15 protein-coding genes are annotated in these 15,478 nt (G+C 65.4%); 10 read left to right on the top strand and 5 right to left on the bottom strand.

Annotated features, from left to right (window positions below):
• Positions 1-500 precede the first annotated feature (500 nt).
• Genes ACAM52_RS03280 through ACAM52_RS03270 form a run of 3 tightly spaced genes read left to right on the top strand, consistent with a single transcriptional unit; the run spans position 501 to position 2,971 of the window.
• The gene (locus tag ACAM52_RS03280) at positions 501-941 is read left to right on the top strand and encodes a DUF4019 domain-containing protein (RefSeq protein WP_159275661.1); all 441 of its coding nucleotides are present in this window, start codon (positions 501-503) and stop codon (positions 939-941) included.
• Positions 938-2,080: a DUF2827 domain-containing protein gene (locus ACAM52_RS03275; RefSeq protein WP_062479723.1), complete on the top strand. Its 1,143-nt coding sequence runs from the start codon at positions 938-940 to the stop codon at positions 2,078-2,080. The genes ACAM52_RS03280 and ACAM52_RS03275 overlap by 4 nt, the downstream gene beginning before the upstream one ends.
• Before the next feature lie 30 nt (positions 2,081-2,110).
• The gene (locus ACAM52_RS03270; protein ID WP_062479721.1) at positions 2,111-2,971 is read left to right on the top strand and encodes a hypothetical protein; all 861 of its coding nucleotides are present in this window, start codon (positions 2,111-2,113) and stop codon (positions 2,969-2,971) included.
• A gap of 87 nt (positions 2,972-3,058) precedes the next feature.
• Here ACAM52_RS03270 and ACAM52_RS03265 read toward each other — a convergent pair whose 3' ends face one another.
• From ACAM52_RS03265 to ACAM52_RS03245, 5 genes are all read right to left on the bottom strand, one after another.
• On the bottom strand, positions 3,059-5,644 hold the full coding sequence (locus ACAM52_RS03265; RefSeq protein ID WP_369646104.1) for a bifunctional aconitate hydratase 2/2-methylisocitrate dehydratase: 2,586 nt from the start codon (positions 5,642-5,644) through the stop codon (positions 3,059-3,061).
• Positions 5,645-5,737: 93 nt separating this feature from the next.
• Complete coding sequence (locus ACAM52_RS03260) at positions 5,738-6,295, bottom strand: lysozyme inhibitor (protein ID WP_139702449.1); 558 nt, start codon at positions 6,293-6,295, stop codon at positions 5,738-5,740.
• 23 nt (positions 6,296-6,318) lie between these two features.
• Entirely contained in the window at positions 6,319-7,335 is a 1,017-nt protein-coding gene (locus ACAM52_RS03255; protein ID WP_369646103.1) for a CoA ester lyase, read from the bottom strand.
• Positions 7,332-8,120, bottom strand: coding sequence for a trans-aconitate 2-methyltransferase (gene tam / locus ACAM52_RS03250; protein WP_062479714.1), 789 nt, complete (start codon positions 8,118-8,120; stop codon positions 7,332-7,334). Before tam ends, ACAM52_RS03255 begins: the two co-directional genes overlap by 4 nt.
• Before the next feature lie 15 nt (positions 8,121-8,135).
• Positions 8,136-9,122 (bottom strand): malate dehydrogenase, encoded by a 987-nt coding sequence (locus ACAM52_RS03245; protein WP_042578072.1) that lies wholly within the window; start codon positions 9,120-9,122, stop codon positions 8,136-8,138.
• Between the two features lie 181 nt (positions 9,123-9,303).
• On the opposite strand from ACAM52_RS03245, the gene ACAM52_RS03240 reads away from it, so the two are divergent.
• The 7 genes from ACAM52_RS03240 to gltA all read left to right on the top strand — a co-directional run bounded on the left by ACAM52_RS03240 (position 9,304) and on the right by gltA (position 15,341).
• A complete protein-coding gene (locus ACAM52_RS03240) occupies positions 9,304-10,062 on the top strand; it encodes a GntR family transcriptional regulator (protein ID WP_070062271.1) in 759 nt (252 codons plus the stop codon).
• Positions 10,063-10,296: 234 nt separating this feature from the next.
• Positions 10,297-10,743, top strand: a complete 447-nt coding sequence (sdhC, locus tag ACAM52_RS03235) for a succinate dehydrogenase, cytochrome b556 subunit (RefSeq protein WP_119556699.1) — start codon at positions 10,297-10,299, stop codon at positions 10,741-10,743.
• A 13-nt stretch (positions 10,744-10,756) separates the two neighbouring features.
• Entirely contained in the window at positions 10,757-11,122 is a 366-nt protein-coding gene (gene sdhD, locus ACAM52_RS03230; RefSeq protein WP_056572026.1) for a succinate dehydrogenase, hydrophobic membrane anchor protein, read from the top strand.
• A 6-nt stretch (positions 11,123-11,128) separates the two neighbouring features.
• Positions 11,129-12,937 carry a succinate dehydrogenase flavoprotein subunit gene (gene sdhA / locus ACAM52_RS03225; RefSeq protein ID WP_095949551.1) on the top strand — a complete coding sequence of 603 codons (1,809 nt, stop codon included), beginning with the start codon at positions 11,129-11,131 and terminating at the stop codon, positions 12,935-12,937.
• Positions 12,938-12,959: 22 nt separating this feature from the next.
• Positions 12,960-13,661 carry a succinate dehydrogenase iron-sulfur subunit gene (locus ACAM52_RS03220; RefSeq protein ID WP_062479706.1) on the top strand — a complete coding sequence of 234 codons (702 nt, stop codon included), beginning with the start codon at positions 12,960-12,962 and terminating at the stop codon, positions 13,659-13,661.
• 24 nt (positions 13,662-13,685) lie between these two features.
• Positions 13,686-14,006, top strand: coding sequence for a succinate dehydrogenase assembly factor 2 (locus ACAM52_RS03215; protein WP_062479704.1), 321 nt, complete (start codon positions 13,686-13,688; stop codon positions 14,004-14,006).
• 24 nt (positions 14,007-14,030) lie between these two features.
• The gene (gene gltA / locus ACAM52_RS03210; protein ID WP_062479703.1) at positions 14,031-15,341 is read left to right on the top strand and encodes a citrate synthase; all 1,311 of its coding nucleotides are present in this window, start codon (positions 14,031-14,033) and stop codon (positions 15,339-15,341) included.
• Positions 15,342-15,478: the final 137 nt, after the last annotated feature.

Raw genomic sequence — 15,478 nt, 5'->3', positions numbered from 1 at the left:
GGAACCTCCCCCCGCAGAATAGGCGGCCTGCGCCCCCAACGAAACAGCCATCAGCGACGCCGCAGCAACTGCCACCCTCACCAGCTTCGAACCGCTCTTCTTCCCCCGCGCCGAAGTGATTTCAGACGCCGCAACCCAGGCCCCCAGGGCTTCATTCCAGATACTTCGGTAAGACTTGTTCATATTCTTCGAGCTCGGTTCGCAGAGGGCGGGCGCGGTATCAACGGCGGAGGAAGACGACGACCGCCCGCGGTTCGTCGCCCCAGCCAGGGTCGTAGTTACCCTGACGTTCACAATGGACGCGGTAATGTACGCAGCCGTTTACATTTGCAGCCATTTCGGTCTACCGGAAACCGTGAAATGATGATTTAGTTCACAAACTTTCACGATTGGCGACAAATCCGGGCGCGGCGATGTCGCTGTGGAACGTCGATCCGAACGCCCCGCCTAGAATCGCCGCCGCTGTCTGTCACAGCGGTTTTCCTCACAAAAGGTGCCCAATGAAGCCGTTTCTCCCCCGTTTCCTGGCCGCATGCACGCTGGCCCTGGCCGGTTCCTGCGCCCTGGCGCAGGACGGCAACTCCGCCGACGAACTCGTCCAGGCGGGTCTCAGCAGCCTCAAGCAGATCGATGAGAACCGGGCGGGAGAGATCTGGGACACCGCATCTGCGTTTGTGAAGACTCGCTTTCCCAAGGCCGAATTCGTTGCCAACACGCAACGCTCGCGCCAGACCGTGGGCGTCGTGGCCCGCCGTGACTGGGCCAGCGTGACCCGCATCCGCTACCTGGACGACAGCACCGGCATCCCTGCAGGCCTGTACGCCAACGTCGACTTCGCCACCCGCCTGACCAACGACAAGACGGTCTTCGAAAAAGTCAGCTTCCGCCTCGAACCCCAAGGCTGGCGCCTGACGGGCTACGTCCCCCGCGAAAACCAATGACCACCGCCTCGGGTGCCGGCCTGCGCATCGGCATCACGATCGGCCTCCACCACGAGGCCGAGACCCTCTGGAACAACGGCATCAAGCAGAACGCCGTGTTCCTGGCAGAGGCGCTGAAGCACTGCCCCAGCGTCGCCTCGGTGGTGCTGGTCAACACGACCGCCACGCCCATCACCCCCGCCCTGCCCTGGGACCAGGCCCGCTGGCCGACCGTGACCTTCGAGGCGGCCAAGGACAGCGTGGACGTGCTGATCGAACTGGGCGGCCAGATCGACGGCGACCAGACCGACCACCTCAAGCGCCGCGGCGCGCGGCTGGTGTCGTACTGCTGCGGCTTCGAGTACGTGCACGCGATGGAGTCGATGCTGTTCGGCAAGCCGCTGTGGGGCCGCAACCTGTTCATCAACCAGCGCTACGACGACATCTGGATGGTTCCGCAGGTGGCCCACATCAGCCAGCCGTACTTCGAGGTGCTGCGCCGCGCCGAGGCGCGCGCCGTGCCCTTCGTCTGGAGCCCGGTGTTCCTGCAAGAGCGCGCCCGCGCCCTGCCCGACGGCGGCGCGTACCAGCCGCGCAGCGGGCCGCGGCGGCTCAGCGTGATGGAGCCGAACATCAACGTGGTGAAGTTCTGCGTCTACCCCATCCTGATCGCCGAGCTGGCCTACCGCGCCCGCCCCGACGCGATCGGGCTGCTGCAGGTCACGAACGTGGAGCGCATGGCCAAGGACAGCATGGAGTTCATCACGCTGATGAACCAGCTCGACCTGGTGCGCCAGCACAAGGCGGTCTTCCTGGGTCGACACGAGACCCCGGTGTTCCTGGCGCAGAACACCGACATCGTGGTCTCCCACCAATGGGAGAACCCGCTCAACTACTTCTACCTCGAGACCTGCTGGCAGGGCTATCCACTGGTGCACAACGCCCACCTGTGCGCGGACCTGGGCTACTACTACGCAGAAAACGACGTGGCCGCCGGCAGCGCCCGCGTGCTCGAAGCCATCGACGGGCACGACGCCCAGGCCCAGGCCTACCGCGACCGGCAACGCGCACTCATCGGGCGCTACCTGCCCGGCGACGCAGTGGCCACGCAAACCTACGACACCCTGCTGCAGGGCCTGATGCAGCGCCCTGCCCGCTAGCCAGACCCTCGCCCCACGGAGCCCCCTCGCATGCTCGATCCGTCCGAACTCCGGCACTTCTACCCCGTGATCGTGACGCCGAGCCACGACGGCAAGTTCTTCCAGAACTACGTGGCGTCGCTGCTGAACTTCACCATCAATGCCGAGCGCGCCGGCATGAAGATGCAGGTGCTGATGCACCAGGGCGAGAGCCTGGTCACGCGTGCACGCAACAACTGCGTGGCCCAGTTCCTGGCCAACACGGAGTGGACGCACCTGTTCTGGATCGACGCGGACATCGGCTTCTCGGCCGAGGCGGCGTTCCGCCTGCTGCTGTCGGGCTACGACATCGCTGCCGGCGTCTACCCGCTCAAGCGCGAAGACTGGCCAGCCGGCGGCGTGGCGGCCGGCACCACGCAGCAGCAGTTCGAGGCCGCGTTCACGCGCTACACGGTCAATGCCAAGGCCGAAGAAGGCGCGTCGCAGATCGAGCTCGAGGTGCAGCCCGACGGCTTCATGAAGATGACCGAGGCCCCCACGGGCTTCATGGCGATCCAGCGCGGCGTGTTCGAACGGCTCATGGCCGCCTACCCCGAGCTGCAGTACGTGCCCGACAGCATCGGCGAAGCCGACCGCGGGCTGCACTACCGCTTCTTCGACGTGATGGTCGACCCGGTCACGCGGCGCTACCTGTCGGAAGACTACGGCTTCTGCCGGCTGTGGTCGGGGCTGGGCGAGTCGATCCACATCGATGCCAATTCGAACCTGACCCACCAGGGTGCCAAGCTGTACCGCGGCGATTTCGCCCATTCGCTGCAGGCCTCGCTGCCCTACGCGGTGGGCGGCCCCGCCGGCATGGCGATGGTGCTGAAGGGCCAGGAGCACCTGAAGCCGAATCCGCCGCCGGGCTGACACCGGCAGCGAACGCCCATGAAAAAGCCCCGCCGAAGCGGGGCTTTTTCATGGGGCCGGCGAATCGCTCGCCGGCTGCAACGACCGTCAGGCCGTGACCGTGTCCGCCACACCCTTGTAGTCTTCGATCTTGTCGAAGTTCAGGTACTGGTAGATCTGCGCGCTGGACGCATCGATCACGCCCGTGGCGGCCATGTACTCCTCGCGCGTCGGGATGCGGCCCAGACGCGAGCAGATGGCGGCCAGTTCGGCCGAGCCCAGGTACACGTTCGTGTTCTTGCCCAGGCGGTTCGGGAAGTTGCGGGTGCTGGTCGACATCACCGTCGCGCCTTCGCGCACCTGTGCCTGGTTGCCCATGCACAGCGAGCAGCCCGGCATTTCGGTGCGCGCGCCGGCGTTGCCGAACACGCCGTAGTGGCCTTCCTCGGTGAGCTGCTGCGCGTCCATCTTGGTCGGCGGTGCGATCCACAGCTTGACCGGGATGTCGCGCTTGCCTTCGAGCAGCTTCGATGCGGCGCGGAAGTGGCCGATGTTGGTCATGCACGAGCCGATGAACACTTCGTCGATGGTGGCACCGGCCACGTCACTCAGCGTCTTCACGTCGTCCGGGTCGTTCGGGCAGGCCACGATGGGTTCGTGGATCTCGGCCAGGTCGATCTCGATGACGGCCGCGTACTCGGCGTCGGCATCACCCTTGAGCAGCTGCGGGTCCTTGAGCCAGGCTTCCTGCGCGGCGATGCGGCGTGCCAGCGTGCGGGCGTCGGCGTAGCCTTCGGCAATCATCCACTTCATCAGCGTGATGTTGCTGTTGATGTACTCCTGGATCGGTTCCTTGTTCAGGTGCACCGTGCAACCGGCGGCCGAGCGTTCGGCCGAGGCGTCGCTCAGCTCGAAGGCTTGCTCCACCTTCAGGTCGGGCAGGCCTTCGATCTCGAGGATGCGGCCCGAGAAGATGTTCTTCTTGCCTTGCTTCGCCACGGTCAGCAGGCCCGACTTGATGGCGTACAGCGGAATGGCGTTGACCAGGTCACGCAGCGTGACGCCGGGCTGCATCTTGCCCTTGAAGCGCACGAGCACCGATTCGGGCATGTCCAGCGGCATCACGCCGGTGGCGGCCGCGAAGGCCACAAGGCCCGAACCCGCGGGGAAGCTGATGCCGATGGGGAAGCGGGTGTGGCTGTCGCCGCCCGTGCCCACGGTGTCGGGCGTCAGCAGGCGGTTGAGCCAGCTGTGGATCACGCCGTCGCCCGGACGCAGCGACACGCCGCCGCGGTTGGCCATGAACTCGGGGAGTTCGTGGTGCATCTTGACGTCGACCTTCTTGGGGTACGCCGCCGTGTGGCAGAACGACTGCATCACGAGGTCGGCCGAGAAGCCCAGGCAGGCCAGGTCCTTCAGCTCGTCGCGGGTCATCGGGCCGGTGGTGTCCTGCGAGCCGACCGAGGTCATCTTGGGTTCGCAGTACGTGCCCGGGCGCACGCCCTGGCCTTCGGGCAGGCCGCAGGCGCGGCCGACCATCTTCTGTGCGAGCGAGAAGCCCTTCTTGGTGTCGACCGGGCTTTGCGGCAGGCGGAACAGCGTCGAGACGGGCAGGCCCAGCGCCTCACGCGCCTTGGCCGTGAGGCCACGGCCGATGATCAGCGGAATGCGGCCGCCGGCACGCACTTCGTCGAACAGCACGTCGCTCTTGACCTGGAATTCGGCGATGACCTGGCCGTCCTTCAGGGCCTTGCCTTCGTAGGGACGCAGCTCGACCACGTCGCCCATGTTCATCTGCGTCACGTCGAGCTCGATGGGCAGAGCGCCCGAGTCTTCCATCGTGTTGTAGAAGATGGGAGCGATCTTGCCGCCGAGGCAGACGCCGCCGAAACGCTTGTTCGGCACGAAGGGAATGTCTTCACCGGTGAACCACAGCACCGAGTTGGTGGCGCTTTTGCGCGACGAACCCGTGCCGACCACGTCGCCGGCGTAGGCCACGAGGTGGCCGCGCGCGCGCAGGTCTTCGATGAACTTCACCGGGCCGCGCTTGCCGTCTTCTTCAGGAACGATGCCGGGGCGGGCGTTCTTGTGCATCGCCAGGGCGTGCATCGGAATATCGGGACGCGTCGTCGCATCGGGTGCGGGCGACAGGTCGTCGGTGTTGATTTCGCCAGCCACCTTGAAGATGCTGACGGTGATGCTCTTGGGCACTTCGGGGCGGCTGGTGAACCACTCGGCATCGGCCCAGCTTTGCAGCACGCCCTTGGCGTGGGCGTTGCCCTTGTCGGCCTTTTCCTTGACGTCGTGGAACTGGTCGAACATCAGCAGGGTTTTCTTCAGGCCTTCGGCTGCAACGGCGCCGACTTCGGCGTCGTCCAGCAGGTCGATCATGGGGCTGATGTTGTAGCCGCCGAGCATGGTGCCGAGCAGTTCAGTGGCGCGGGCGCGCGTGATGAACGCATTCTTCTCGGTGCCGTGGGCCACGGCCGCGAGGTAGCTCGCCTTGACCTTGGCGGCGTCGTCGACGCCGGCGGGCACACGGTAGGTGAGCAGGTCCAGCAGGAAGGCGCCGTCCTTGGCATTCGCGCTCTTCAGGAGCTCGATCGCTTCGGCGGTCTGCTTCGCGCTCAGGGGCAGCGGCGGGATACCGAGCGCGGCGCGTTCGGCAACATGATCAACGTAGGCTTGCAACATCTTCTTTTCTCCGGAAACTAGGCTATCGGGTGTGCGCAGCGGTCTCTAGCGGCCAAGCAAGAGCCGCGCCGCACCCCGGGTTCGGTGCTCTTCTTACTTCTTGGCTGCGTCGGCACCTTCGAAAAGGGCCTTCGGCGGGTTCTTCTTCATCTCGTCGGCGAAGGCGACCTGGGCGGCGGTCTGGCATTCGTCGGCAATGCGCAGGCCGGCCTTCTGGTTCATCAGCATCGACTTGTTGCCGAGCTGGAGCCACATGGCGCCGGCACGCGGGTCTTCGAGGCGGATGGCGCCGGTGCGGCTTTCGACCGGGTGCATGCGGTACTTCAGGCCCTTGGTGGTCACGGTGAAGAAGCCGGGCTTCTTCTCGTCGGGCGTGACGGTCACGTCGGCACCGAGTTCGCACTGGGCCTTACCGGTGGACACGCGCTGCGCCACGGCCAGGTCGGACTCGGACAGCACGATGTTGGTGTCGTCGGCGATCGGCGTGACCTCTTCGACAGCCTTGGCCGCCTTGCGGGTGACCTGGCGCTTCGGCGGGGTCTTCTTGGCTTCGGCCTTGGCCGCGGCCGGCTTGGTGGCGGTGGCGTTCTGCGCCACGGCGGCGAAAGGCAGGGCCAGCGCAACGGCGGCGATCAGTGCAATTTTCTTCATGAGCGGGGTTCCTTCAGGCTGATTCAGTGGGTTTCAGGAGACCGCGATGCAAACCAGGCTTTCGCCTCGGAGGGCAACGCGCGCCCTGTTGCGTGGGCGCGCGTCAGGACCTGCCAGAAGTGGCGGTAGCTCGCGCGGTCGTGCAATGTGCCATCAATTTGTGTCGGTGCCCAATCCGCGTCTGCGGCTTTTGTAATGATTTTTGTGGCAATTTGAATCTGCGCCTCGTCGGGCGCGAAGGCCTCGAGGATCGGCCGGATCTGGTTCGGGTGGATGCTCCACATGCGCGTGTAGCCGAATTCGGTGGCCGCCTTGCGGGCCGCCAGGCGCATCGCATCGGTGTCGTTGAACTCGGTGACCACGCAGTGCGAAGGCACCTTGCCGTAGGCATGTGCCGCCGAGGCCAGTGCCAGCTTGGCACGCACGACCAGCGGGTGGCTGAACTGCCCCGCCGCGCCCATGCCGTCGGCGGGAATGGCGCCAGCATGCGCCGACACGAAATCCATGAGGCCGAAGCTCAGCGACTGCACGCGCGGATGCGCGGCAATTTCGAAGGCGTTGTGCACCGCCAGCGGCGATTCGATGAGCACGTGCAGCGGCAGCGCGGCGGCATCGGCCGCGTCGAGCGCGGCAACAGCCTGACACACATCGGCCACGGATTCGACCTTGGGCACCATGAGGTGGCTCAGCCGATGGCCGGCGCGTCCGGCGATGGTGACCACGTCGCCGGCAAAAGCCGGGTGGTCGACCGGGTGCACGCGCACGCCCACGCGCATGCCGGGCTGGGCGGCCAGCGCGAGTTCGGTGACGAGCGCGGCATGCTCCGCTTCGCCGCCGACCGGGGCGCCGTCTTCGCAGTCGAGGGTGACGTCGAACACGCAGGCGCCGAACTCCTGCGCCATCTCGGCCTGGAGCGCGAGGCTCTTCTTCATGCGGGCTTCGACGCCGCTGTAGTGGTCGCACACCGGCAGGGTCACGGCGCCGGCCTGTGCGCCGAGCAGCACGTCCGCGGGGTGGGCAGCGGCGGTCTTCGTCGTCATGCGTCTTTTTTCTTGTGCGCCACGATGAACATGCGCGGGAAGGCGAGCAGGCGCTTGCCGTCGGTGCGCACCGGGTAGGCCTCGTCCACCCGGCGTTCGTACTCGGCGAGGTAGCTCGCCTGCAGGTCGGGCGGCAGGCGGTCGACAAAGGGCTTCAGGCCCGTGCCGCGCACCCATTCGACGATGGCCGCGGCGTTGGCCATCGGGTGCTGGTAGATGGTGTGCCAGACATCGACATGGGCTGCACGCGCGGCCAAGAGGTCGTAGTAGCCGCCGAGCGGCAGCAGCAAGGTGCGCAGCTTGTCGGCGTCGCCGATGGGCTCGGCCCAGGGCGCTTCGGCCGCCACCGCCCGCATCAGGCGGTGCGTGGGCTCCTGGCGGTTGTCAGGCATCTGGACGGCGAGCACGCCGCCCGGGGCCAGCGCGTCGAACAGGCGGGGGATCAGCGTCTCGTGATCCGGCACCCATTGGAGGGACGCGTTGGCATAGATGAGATCGGGCGCTTCTGTTTCACGCGGCGCCCAAGTCGCGATGTCGCTCAACTCGAAGCGCGCCGCCGGCAGGCGCTCGCGCGCGCTGACCAGCATGGCTTCGGAGTTGTCGGTGCCCGTGACCTGCGCCGTCGGGAACCGATGTGCCAGCAGCTCGGTGGAATTGCCCGGACCGCACCCGAGGTCGACCACGCGGGCGGCCTCGGCAAGCGGGACCCGCGCCAGGAGTTCCTGTGCGGGCCGGGTGCGCTCGTCCTCGTAGCGACGGTAGAGCGCGGGGTTCCAGTCGAGCATGCGGGCGGGCTTGCTTTACAGCAGGTGGGCGACGCCGGCGCGTTCGCCTTCGAGCTCTTCGAGCGTCTTGTTGATGCGCTCCTGGCTGAAGGCGTCGATCTCGAGGCCTTCGACCAGCTTGTACTCACCGTTTTCGCAGGTGACCGGGAAGCCGAACATCACGTCCTTCGGAATGCCGTACTGGCCGTCCGACGGGATGCCCATCGTGACCCACTTGCCGTTGGTGCCCAGGGCCCAGTCGCGCATGTGGTCGATGGCGGCGTTGGCGGCCGAGGCAGCCGACGACAGGCCGCGGGCTTCGATGATGGCCGCGCCGCGCTTGCCGACGGTCGGCAGGAAGGTGTTGGCGTTCCATTCCTGGTCGTTGATCATCTTGGCGACGCTTTCGCCGTTGATGGTCGCAAAGCGGTAGTCGGCGTACATCGTGGGCGAGTGGTTGCCCCAGACGGTGAGCTTCTCGATGTCGGCCACGGCCTTGCCGGTCTTGGCGGCGATCTGGCTGGCAGCGCGGTTGTGGTCCAGGCGCAGCATGGCGGTGAAGTTCTTGCGCGGCAGGTCCGGTGCCGACTTCATGGCGATGTAGGCGTTGGTGTTGGCAGGGTTGCCGACGACCAGCACCTTCACGTTGCGCGAGGCGACGGCGTTCAGCGCCTTGCCCTGTGCCGTGAAGATGGCGCCGTTGACGGCCAGCAGTTCGGCGCGTTCCATGCCGGGGCCGCGGGGGCGCGAACCGACCAGCAGGGCGTAGTCGGCGTCCTTGAAGGCGGTCATCGGGTCGCCGTGGGCTTCCATGCCGGCCAGCAGCGGGAAGGCGCAGTCGTCGAGCTCCATCATCACGCCCTTGAGCGCCTTCTGGGCCTTCTCGTCGGGGATTTCGAGCAGTTGCAGGATGACCGGCTGGTCTTTGCCGAGCATTTCGCCGGAAGCGATACGGAACAACAGGGCGTAACCGATTTGACCGGCGGCACCGGTAACGGCAACGCGGACAGGCTTTTTGCTCATGGGAAGACTCCAGAAGGTGGTGAAACGGGTTAGCGCTCTCGTGGGGCGCCGCGGTCCAGCGGGGGGAAGCTTTCCCGCGGCGCGGGACCGGGCCGCATTTTAAGCCGATTCGACAAAGGCCGTCTTATGTCTTATATAAGATATCCTCTGGGGGTCCGCCACGGCGCACCCCACCGCTGCCATGAACACGCCCTCCACCCTCGACGAGCCCACGACGCCGTCCTTCAGTCCGCTCTACCAGCAGATCAAGACCCTGATCCTGCAGAGCCTGCAGGCCGGCGAGTGGAAGCCGGGCGAGCCTATCCCCAGCGAGATGGACCTGGCCGTGCGGTACCGCGTGAGCCAGGGCACGGTGCGCAAGGCGATCGACGAGCTGGCGGCCGAAAACCTGGTGGTGCGCCGCCAGGGCAAGGGCACCTTCGTGGCCACGCATGCCGAGCAGCATGTGCAGTACCGTTTTCTCAAGCTCGTGCCCGACGCCGGCAGCCCGAGCGCCGAAGGCCCGGCCGAGCGCACCATCGTCGACTGCAAGCGCCTGCGCGCCTCGGCCGACGTGGCGCGTGCGCTGAGCCTGCGCACGGGCGACGCTGTGCTGCAGGTGCGCCGCGTGCTCGCCTACGGCGGCGTGCCGACCATCCTCGAAGACCTCTGGCTGCCCGGCGCGCCCTTCAAGGGCCTCACGGCCGACCGGCTGCGCGCCTGGCCCGGCCCAATGTACGCGATGTTCGAAACCGAATTCGGCGTGCGCATGGTGCGCGCCGAAGAAAAGATCCGCGCCGTGCTGCCCGATGCCGAACAGGCGCAGCTGCTCGACGTGCCGCTGCAGATGCCGCTGCTCAGCGTGGAGCGCGTGGCGCACACGTACCACGACATGCCGATGGAACTGCGCCGCGGCCTGTACCGCACCGACACCCACCACTACCGCAACCAGCTGGGCTGATCCGATGGCGCCGAAGAACCTCGCCCGCGCGGGCACAAACGCGCACACTCAGCCCGCGCAACGCGACCTCGAGCCCCGAGCATCCGACTGCCGCAGTGCGTTGACTCCTGTGCGTCCGATGCGCGATGGTGCATTGCAATAGAATTTTGCGTTGTTTGCATTCCGCAGAAGAAACAAAAGCGTTCGCTCTCAGAACAAGCCAACAAGTCACAAAGCCACGAAAGCCATCTCCCTATGACAGAGCTTGCAACTCCCCCCCGGCCGCCGCGTCGCGAATTCCGGAACATCAACGCCTTCACCGATCTCACGACCTACCGGCTGCCGCCGGCCGGCATCGTGTCGATCCTGCACCGCGTGAGCGGTGTGCTGATGTTCCTGCTGATGCCCTTCATCATCTGGATGTTCGACACCTCGCTGTCATCTGACTATTCGTTCGCGAAATTCAAGGCCGCGTTCAACACCGGCATCGGCTTTGCCCCGGGATGGTTCTTCAAGCTAGTCGCACTGGCCCTCATCTGGGCCTACCTGCACCACTTCATCGCCGGCCTGCGTCACCTCTGGATGGACGTGAGCCACTCCGCCGTGACGAAGGAATTCGGTCACAGCTCGGCCATCTTCACGCTGGCTGCGAGCGTCATCCTCACGCTGGTGCTTGGCGCCAAGCTGTTCGGCCTGTACTGAGAAGGAGCCCACCATGTCTGTGAATTACGGCTCCAAGCGCATCGTCGTCGGCGCGCACTACGGTCTGCGCGACTGGCTCAGCCAACGCATCACCGGCGCCCTGATGGCGCTGTTCACGATCATCTTGCTCGCGCAGGTGATCTTCTCGCGCGGCCCCATCGGTTACGACCTGTGGGCCGGCATCTTCGCCGCACAGTGGATGAAGGTCCTGACCTTCTCCGTGATCGTTGCCCTGCTCTATCACGTGTGGGTCGGCATGCGCGACGTGTGGATGGACTACGTCCAGCCTGTCGCCATCCGTCTCGTGCTGCAAGTTTTCACCATCGTCTGGCTTGTCGGTTGTGCGGGTTGGGCCATTCAAGTGCTTTGGAAGATCTGACCCACCATGACCTACACAAAAGAAAACATCACCAAGCGCAAGTTCGACGTCGTCATCGTCGGTGCCGGCGGCTCCGGCATGCGCGCCTCGCTGCAACTCGCCCGTGCCGGCCTCAACGTGGCCGTGCTTTCCAAGGTGTTCCCGACCCGTTCGCACACCGTCGCGGCCCAGGGTGGCGTGGGCGCCTCGCTCGGCAACATGAGCGAGGACAACTGGCACTACCACTTCTACGACACGATCAAGGGTTCCGACTGGCTCGGCGACCAGGACGCGATCGAGTTCATGTGCCGTGAAGCACCGAAGGTCGTGTACGAGCTCGAGCACTTCGGCATGCCCTTCGACCGCAACCCCGACGGCACGATCTACCAGCGTCCGTTCGGCGGCCACACCGCCAACTACGGCGAGAAGGCCGTGCAGCGCGCCTGCGCCGCGGCCGACCGCACCGGCCACGCGATGCTGCACACGCTCTACCAGAAGAACGTCGAAGCCCGCACCCAGTTCTTCGTCGAATGGATGGCGCTGGACCTCATCCGCGACAACGAAGGCGACGTGGTCGGTGTCACGGCCCTCGAGATGGAAACCGGCGACCTGCACATCCTGCAGGCCAAGACCGTGCTGCTGGCCACCGGCGGCGCAGGCCGCATCTTCGGTGCGTCCACCAACGCGTTCATCAACACCGGCGACGGCCTGGGCATGGCCGCACGTTCGGGCATCCCGCTGCAGGACATGGAGTTCTGGCAGTTCCACCCCACCGGCGTGGCCGGCGCGGGCGTGCTGCTGACCGAAGGCTGCCGCGGCGAAGGCGCCATCCTGCTGAACAGCAACGGCGAACGCTTCATGGAGCGCTATGCGCCCACCCTGAAGGACCTGGCACCGCGCGACTTCGTCTCGCGCTCGATGGACCAGGAAATCAAGGAAGGCCGTGGCTGTGGTCCCAACAAGGACTACATCCACATGAAGCTGGACCACCTGGGTGCCGACACCATCCACAAGCGGCTGCCGTCGGTCTACGAGATCGGCATCAACTTCGCCAACGTCGACGTCACCAAGGAACCGATTCCCGTGGTGCCCACCATCCACTACCAGATGGGCGGCATCCCGACGAACATCAACGGCCAGGTCGTCATCCAGAAGGGTGAAGACAACAGCGCCGTGGTGAACGGCCTGTACGCCGTGGGCGAATGCTCCTGCGTGAGCGTGCACGGCGCCAACCGCCTGGGCACCAACTCGCTGCTCGACCTGCTGGTGTTCGGCCGCGCGGCCGGCAACCACATCGTCGAGTTCAACGACAAGCTCAAGGAACACAAGGAACTGCCCAAGGATGCGGCCGACCGCACGCTGCAGCGCCTGAACGAACTCGAAGCCTCCACCGGCGGCGAGTACGCCCAGGACGTGGCCGGCGAGATCCGCGCCGTCATGCAGCAGCATGCCGCCGTGTTCCGCAAGCAGGCCTCGATGGACGAAGGCGTGGTCAAGATCGCCGCCGTGCGCGAGCGCGTCAAGTCGATCGGCCTGAAGGACAAGTCCAAGGTGTTCAACACCGCCCGCATCGAAGCGCTGGAAGTCGACAACCTGATCGAAGTGGCGCAAGCCACCATGGTCTCGGCCGCCGCCCGCAAGGAATGCCGCGGCGCCCACACGGTGGAAGACTACGAGCGTCCCGCGGACGACCCGGTCGCACCGCTGGGCCGCGACGACGCCAACTGGATGAAGCACACGCTCTGGTACAGCGCGGACAACCGCCTCTCGTACAAGCCCGTCAAGCTGCAGCCGCTGACGGTGGCATCCGTGCCGCCCAAGGTCCGCACGTTCTAAGAATATTTACAAGGTCCATACGATGAAGCGCACATTCCAGATCTACCGCTACGACCCGGACAAGGACGCCAAGCCCTACATGCAGACGGTCGAGGTCGAACTCGACGGCCACGAACGCATGCTGCTGGACGCCCTGATGAAGCTCAAGGCGCAGGATCCCACGCTGTCGTTCCGCCGCTCGTGCCGCGAAGGCGTCTGCGGCTCCGACGCGATGAACATCAACGGCAAGAACGGTCTGGCCTGCCTGACCAACATGAACACGCTCAAGGGCACCGTCGTGCTCAAGCCGCTGCCGGGCCTGCCCGTCATCCGCGACCTGATCGTCGACATGACCCAGTTCTTCAAGCAGTACAACTCGATCAAGCCGTACCTGCAGAACGACACCGTGCCGCCCGAAAAGGAGCGCCTGCAGTCGCCCGAAGAGCGTGAAGAGCTCGACGGCCTGTACGAGTGCATCCTGTGCGCGAGCTGCTCCACGAGCTGCCCGAGCTTCTGGTGGAACCCCGACAAGTTCGTCGGCCCGGCCGGCCTGCTGCAGGCCTACCGCTTCATCGCCGACAGCCGCGACGAAGCCACCGCCGAGCGCCTGGACAACCTGGAAGACCCGTACCGCCTGTTCCGCTGCCACACGATCATGAACTGCGTCGACGTGTGCCCGAAGAGCCTGAACCCGACCAAGGCCATCGGCAAGATCAAGGAACTGATGGTGCGTCGCGCCATCTGACGGTTTTTCCGAGAAGCCTTACTTATGTCGACCCCCGCCAACGCCCCCGATACGCTGCTCGGCGAACGCGCGCTGAGCAAGCTCAAGTGGCGTTGCCGGCGCGGCCTGCTGGAGAACGACCTGTTCATCGCCCGCTTCTTCGAGCGGCACGAATCCCACATGACCGTCGGTCAAGCGGGAGCGATGGAGACATTGATGGACCTGTCGGACAACGACCTCCTCGACCTGCTGCTGTGCAGAAAGGAGCCCGAGCCCGCATGGGCCGGGGCCGAGGTGGTCGCATTGCTGCAGCTGATGCGTACCGACGGCGCTCAGCGTCCTGCCATTTTTTCTCCTTCGTCCTGAATCCACCTCTGAAAGTAAACCGAAATGAAAGCATCCGATACCAAGGCCACGCTGTCGTTCAGCAATGGCGGCGACAACGTCGAACTGCCGATCTACAAGGGCACCATCGGGCCCGACGTGATCGACATCCGCAAGCTGTATGCACAGACCGGCATGTTCACGTACGACCCGGGCTTCATGTCGACCGCCGCCTGCCAGTCGGCCATCACCTACATCGACGGTGACAAGGGCGAGCTGCTGTACCGCGGCTACCCCATCGAGCAGCTCGCGACCAACTGCGACTTCATGGAGACCTGCCACCTGCTGCTGTACGGTGAACTGCCGGACGCAGGCAAGAAGGCCAGCTTCACCAAGCTCGTGACCAACCACACGATGGTCAACGAGCAAATGCAGTTCTTCCTGCGCGGCTTCCGTCGCGATGCCCATCCGATGGCCATCATGACCGGCCTCGTGGGCGCCCTGTCGGCCTTCTATCACGACAGCACGGACATCAACAATCCCGAGCACCGCGAGATCGCCGCGATCCGTCTGATCGCGAAGATGCCCACGCTCGTGGCCATGGCCTACAAGTACACCGTCGGCCAGCCGTACATGTACCCGAAGAACGAACTCAGCTATGCAGGCAACTTCCTGCACATGATGTTCGCCACGCCGTGCGAAGAGTACAAGGTGAACCCGGTGCTCGAGCGCGCGCTCGACCGCATCTTCATCCTGCACGCCGACCACGAGCAGAACGCCTCGACCTCGACCGTGCGCCTGTGCGGCTCGTCGGGCACGAACCCCTTCGCGGCCATTGCAGCCGGCGTGGCGTGCCTGTGGGGCCCGGCCCACGGCGGTGCCAACGAAGCGGCGCTGAACATGCTGTACGACATCCAGCGCGAAGGCGGCGTGGAAAAGATCGGCGAGTTCATCAAGAAGGTCAAGGACAAGAACTCGAACGTCAAGCTGATGGGCTTCGGCCATCGCGTGTACAAGAACTACGACCCGCGCGCCAAGCTGATGCAGGAAACCTGCAACGAAGTGCTGACCGAGCTGGGCCTGGAAAACGACCCGCTGTTCAAGCTCGCCAAGGAACTCGAGAAGATCGCCCTGGAAGACGAGTACTTCGTGTCGCGCAAGCTCTACCCGAACGTCGACTTCTACTCGGGCATCGTGCAGCGCGCCATCGGCATCCCCGTGCCGCTGTTCACCGCGATCTTCGCGCTGGCCCGCACCGTCGGCTGGATCGCCCAGCTGAACGAAATGATCGGCGACCCCGAGTACAAGATCGGCCGCCCGCGCCAGCTGTTCGAAGGCTCGCCCAAGCGTGACGTGAAGCCGATCTCGGCCCGCTGATCGACCGGCTGCGGAACCTCCGCCCCCTGAAAAAGCTGCCTCCGGGCAGCTTTTTTATTGCCCGTTCGGTATGCCCCTCCTCGCCAGCCGGCAGCGAGGTCATCGCGCATCGCGATGGCAAGGGCTTCAAAACAGGA

The organism is Variovorax sp. V118, assembly GCF_041154445.1.
GTDB classification, from domain to species: Bacteria; Pseudomonadota; Gammaproteobacteria; order Burkholderiales; family Burkholderiaceae_C; genus Variovorax; species Variovorax boronicumulans.
Note: the sequence above shows the minus strand (reverse complement) of the source record. Positions and strands in the feature narration are given on the sequence as shown.

Bases quoted from the DNA above. Each gene is read 5' to 3' on its own strand.
- ACAM52_RS03280 (WP_159275661.1), top strand. From the start codon at position 501: ATGAAGCCGTTTCTCCCCCGTTTCCTGGCCGCATGCACGCTGGCCCTG.
- ACAM52_RS03275 (WP_062479723.1), top strand. From the start codon at position 938: ATGACCACCGCCTCGGGTGCCGGCCTGCGCATCGGCATCACGATCGGC.
- ACAM52_RS03270 (WP_062479721.1), top strand. From the start codon at position 2,111: ATGCTCGATCCGTCCGAACTCCGGCACTTCTACCCCGTGATCGTGACG.
- ACAM52_RS03265 (WP_369646104.1), bottom strand. From the start codon at position 5,644: ATGTTGCAAGCCTACGTTGATCATGTTGCCGAACGCGCCGCGCTCGGT.
- ACAM52_RS03260 (WP_139702449.1), bottom strand. From the start codon at position 6,295: ATGAAGAAAATTGCACTGATCGCCGCCGTTGCGCTGGCCCTGCCTTTC.
- ACAM52_RS03255 (WP_369646103.1), bottom strand. From the start codon at position 7,335: ATGACGACGAAGACCGCCGCTGCCCACCCCGCGGACGTGCTGCTCGGC.
- tam (WP_062479714.1), bottom strand. From the start codon at position 8,120: ATGCTCGACTGGAACCCCGCGCTCTACCGTCGCTACGAGGACGAGCGC.
- ACAM52_RS03245 (WP_042578072.1), bottom strand. From the start codon at position 9,122: ATGAGCAAAAAGCCTGTCCGCGTTGCCGTTACCGGTGCCGCCGGTCAA.
- ACAM52_RS03240 (WP_070062271.1), top strand. From the start codon at position 9,304: ATGAACACGCCCTCCACCCTCGACGAGCCCACGACGCCGTCCTTCAGT.
- sdhC (WP_119556699.1), top strand. From the start codon at position 10,297: ATGACAGAGCTTGCAACTCCCCCCCGGCCGCCGCGTCGCGAATTCCGG.
- sdhD (WP_056572026.1), top strand. From the start codon at position 10,757: ATGTCTGTGAATTACGGCTCCAAGCGCATCGTCGTCGGCGCGCACTAC.
- sdhA (WP_095949551.1), top strand. From the start codon at position 11,129: ATGACCTACACAAAAGAAAACATCACCAAGCGCAAGTTCGACGTCGTC.
- ACAM52_RS03220 (WP_062479706.1), top strand. From the start codon at position 12,960: ATGAAGCGCACATTCCAGATCTACCGCTACGACCCGGACAAGGACGCC.
- ACAM52_RS03215 (WP_062479704.1), top strand. From the start codon at position 13,686: ATGTCGACCCCCGCCAACGCCCCCGATACGCTGCTCGGCGAACGCGCG.
- gltA (WP_062479703.1), top strand. From the start codon at position 14,031: ATGAAAGCATCCGATACCAAGGCCACGCTGTCGTTCAGCAATGGCGGC.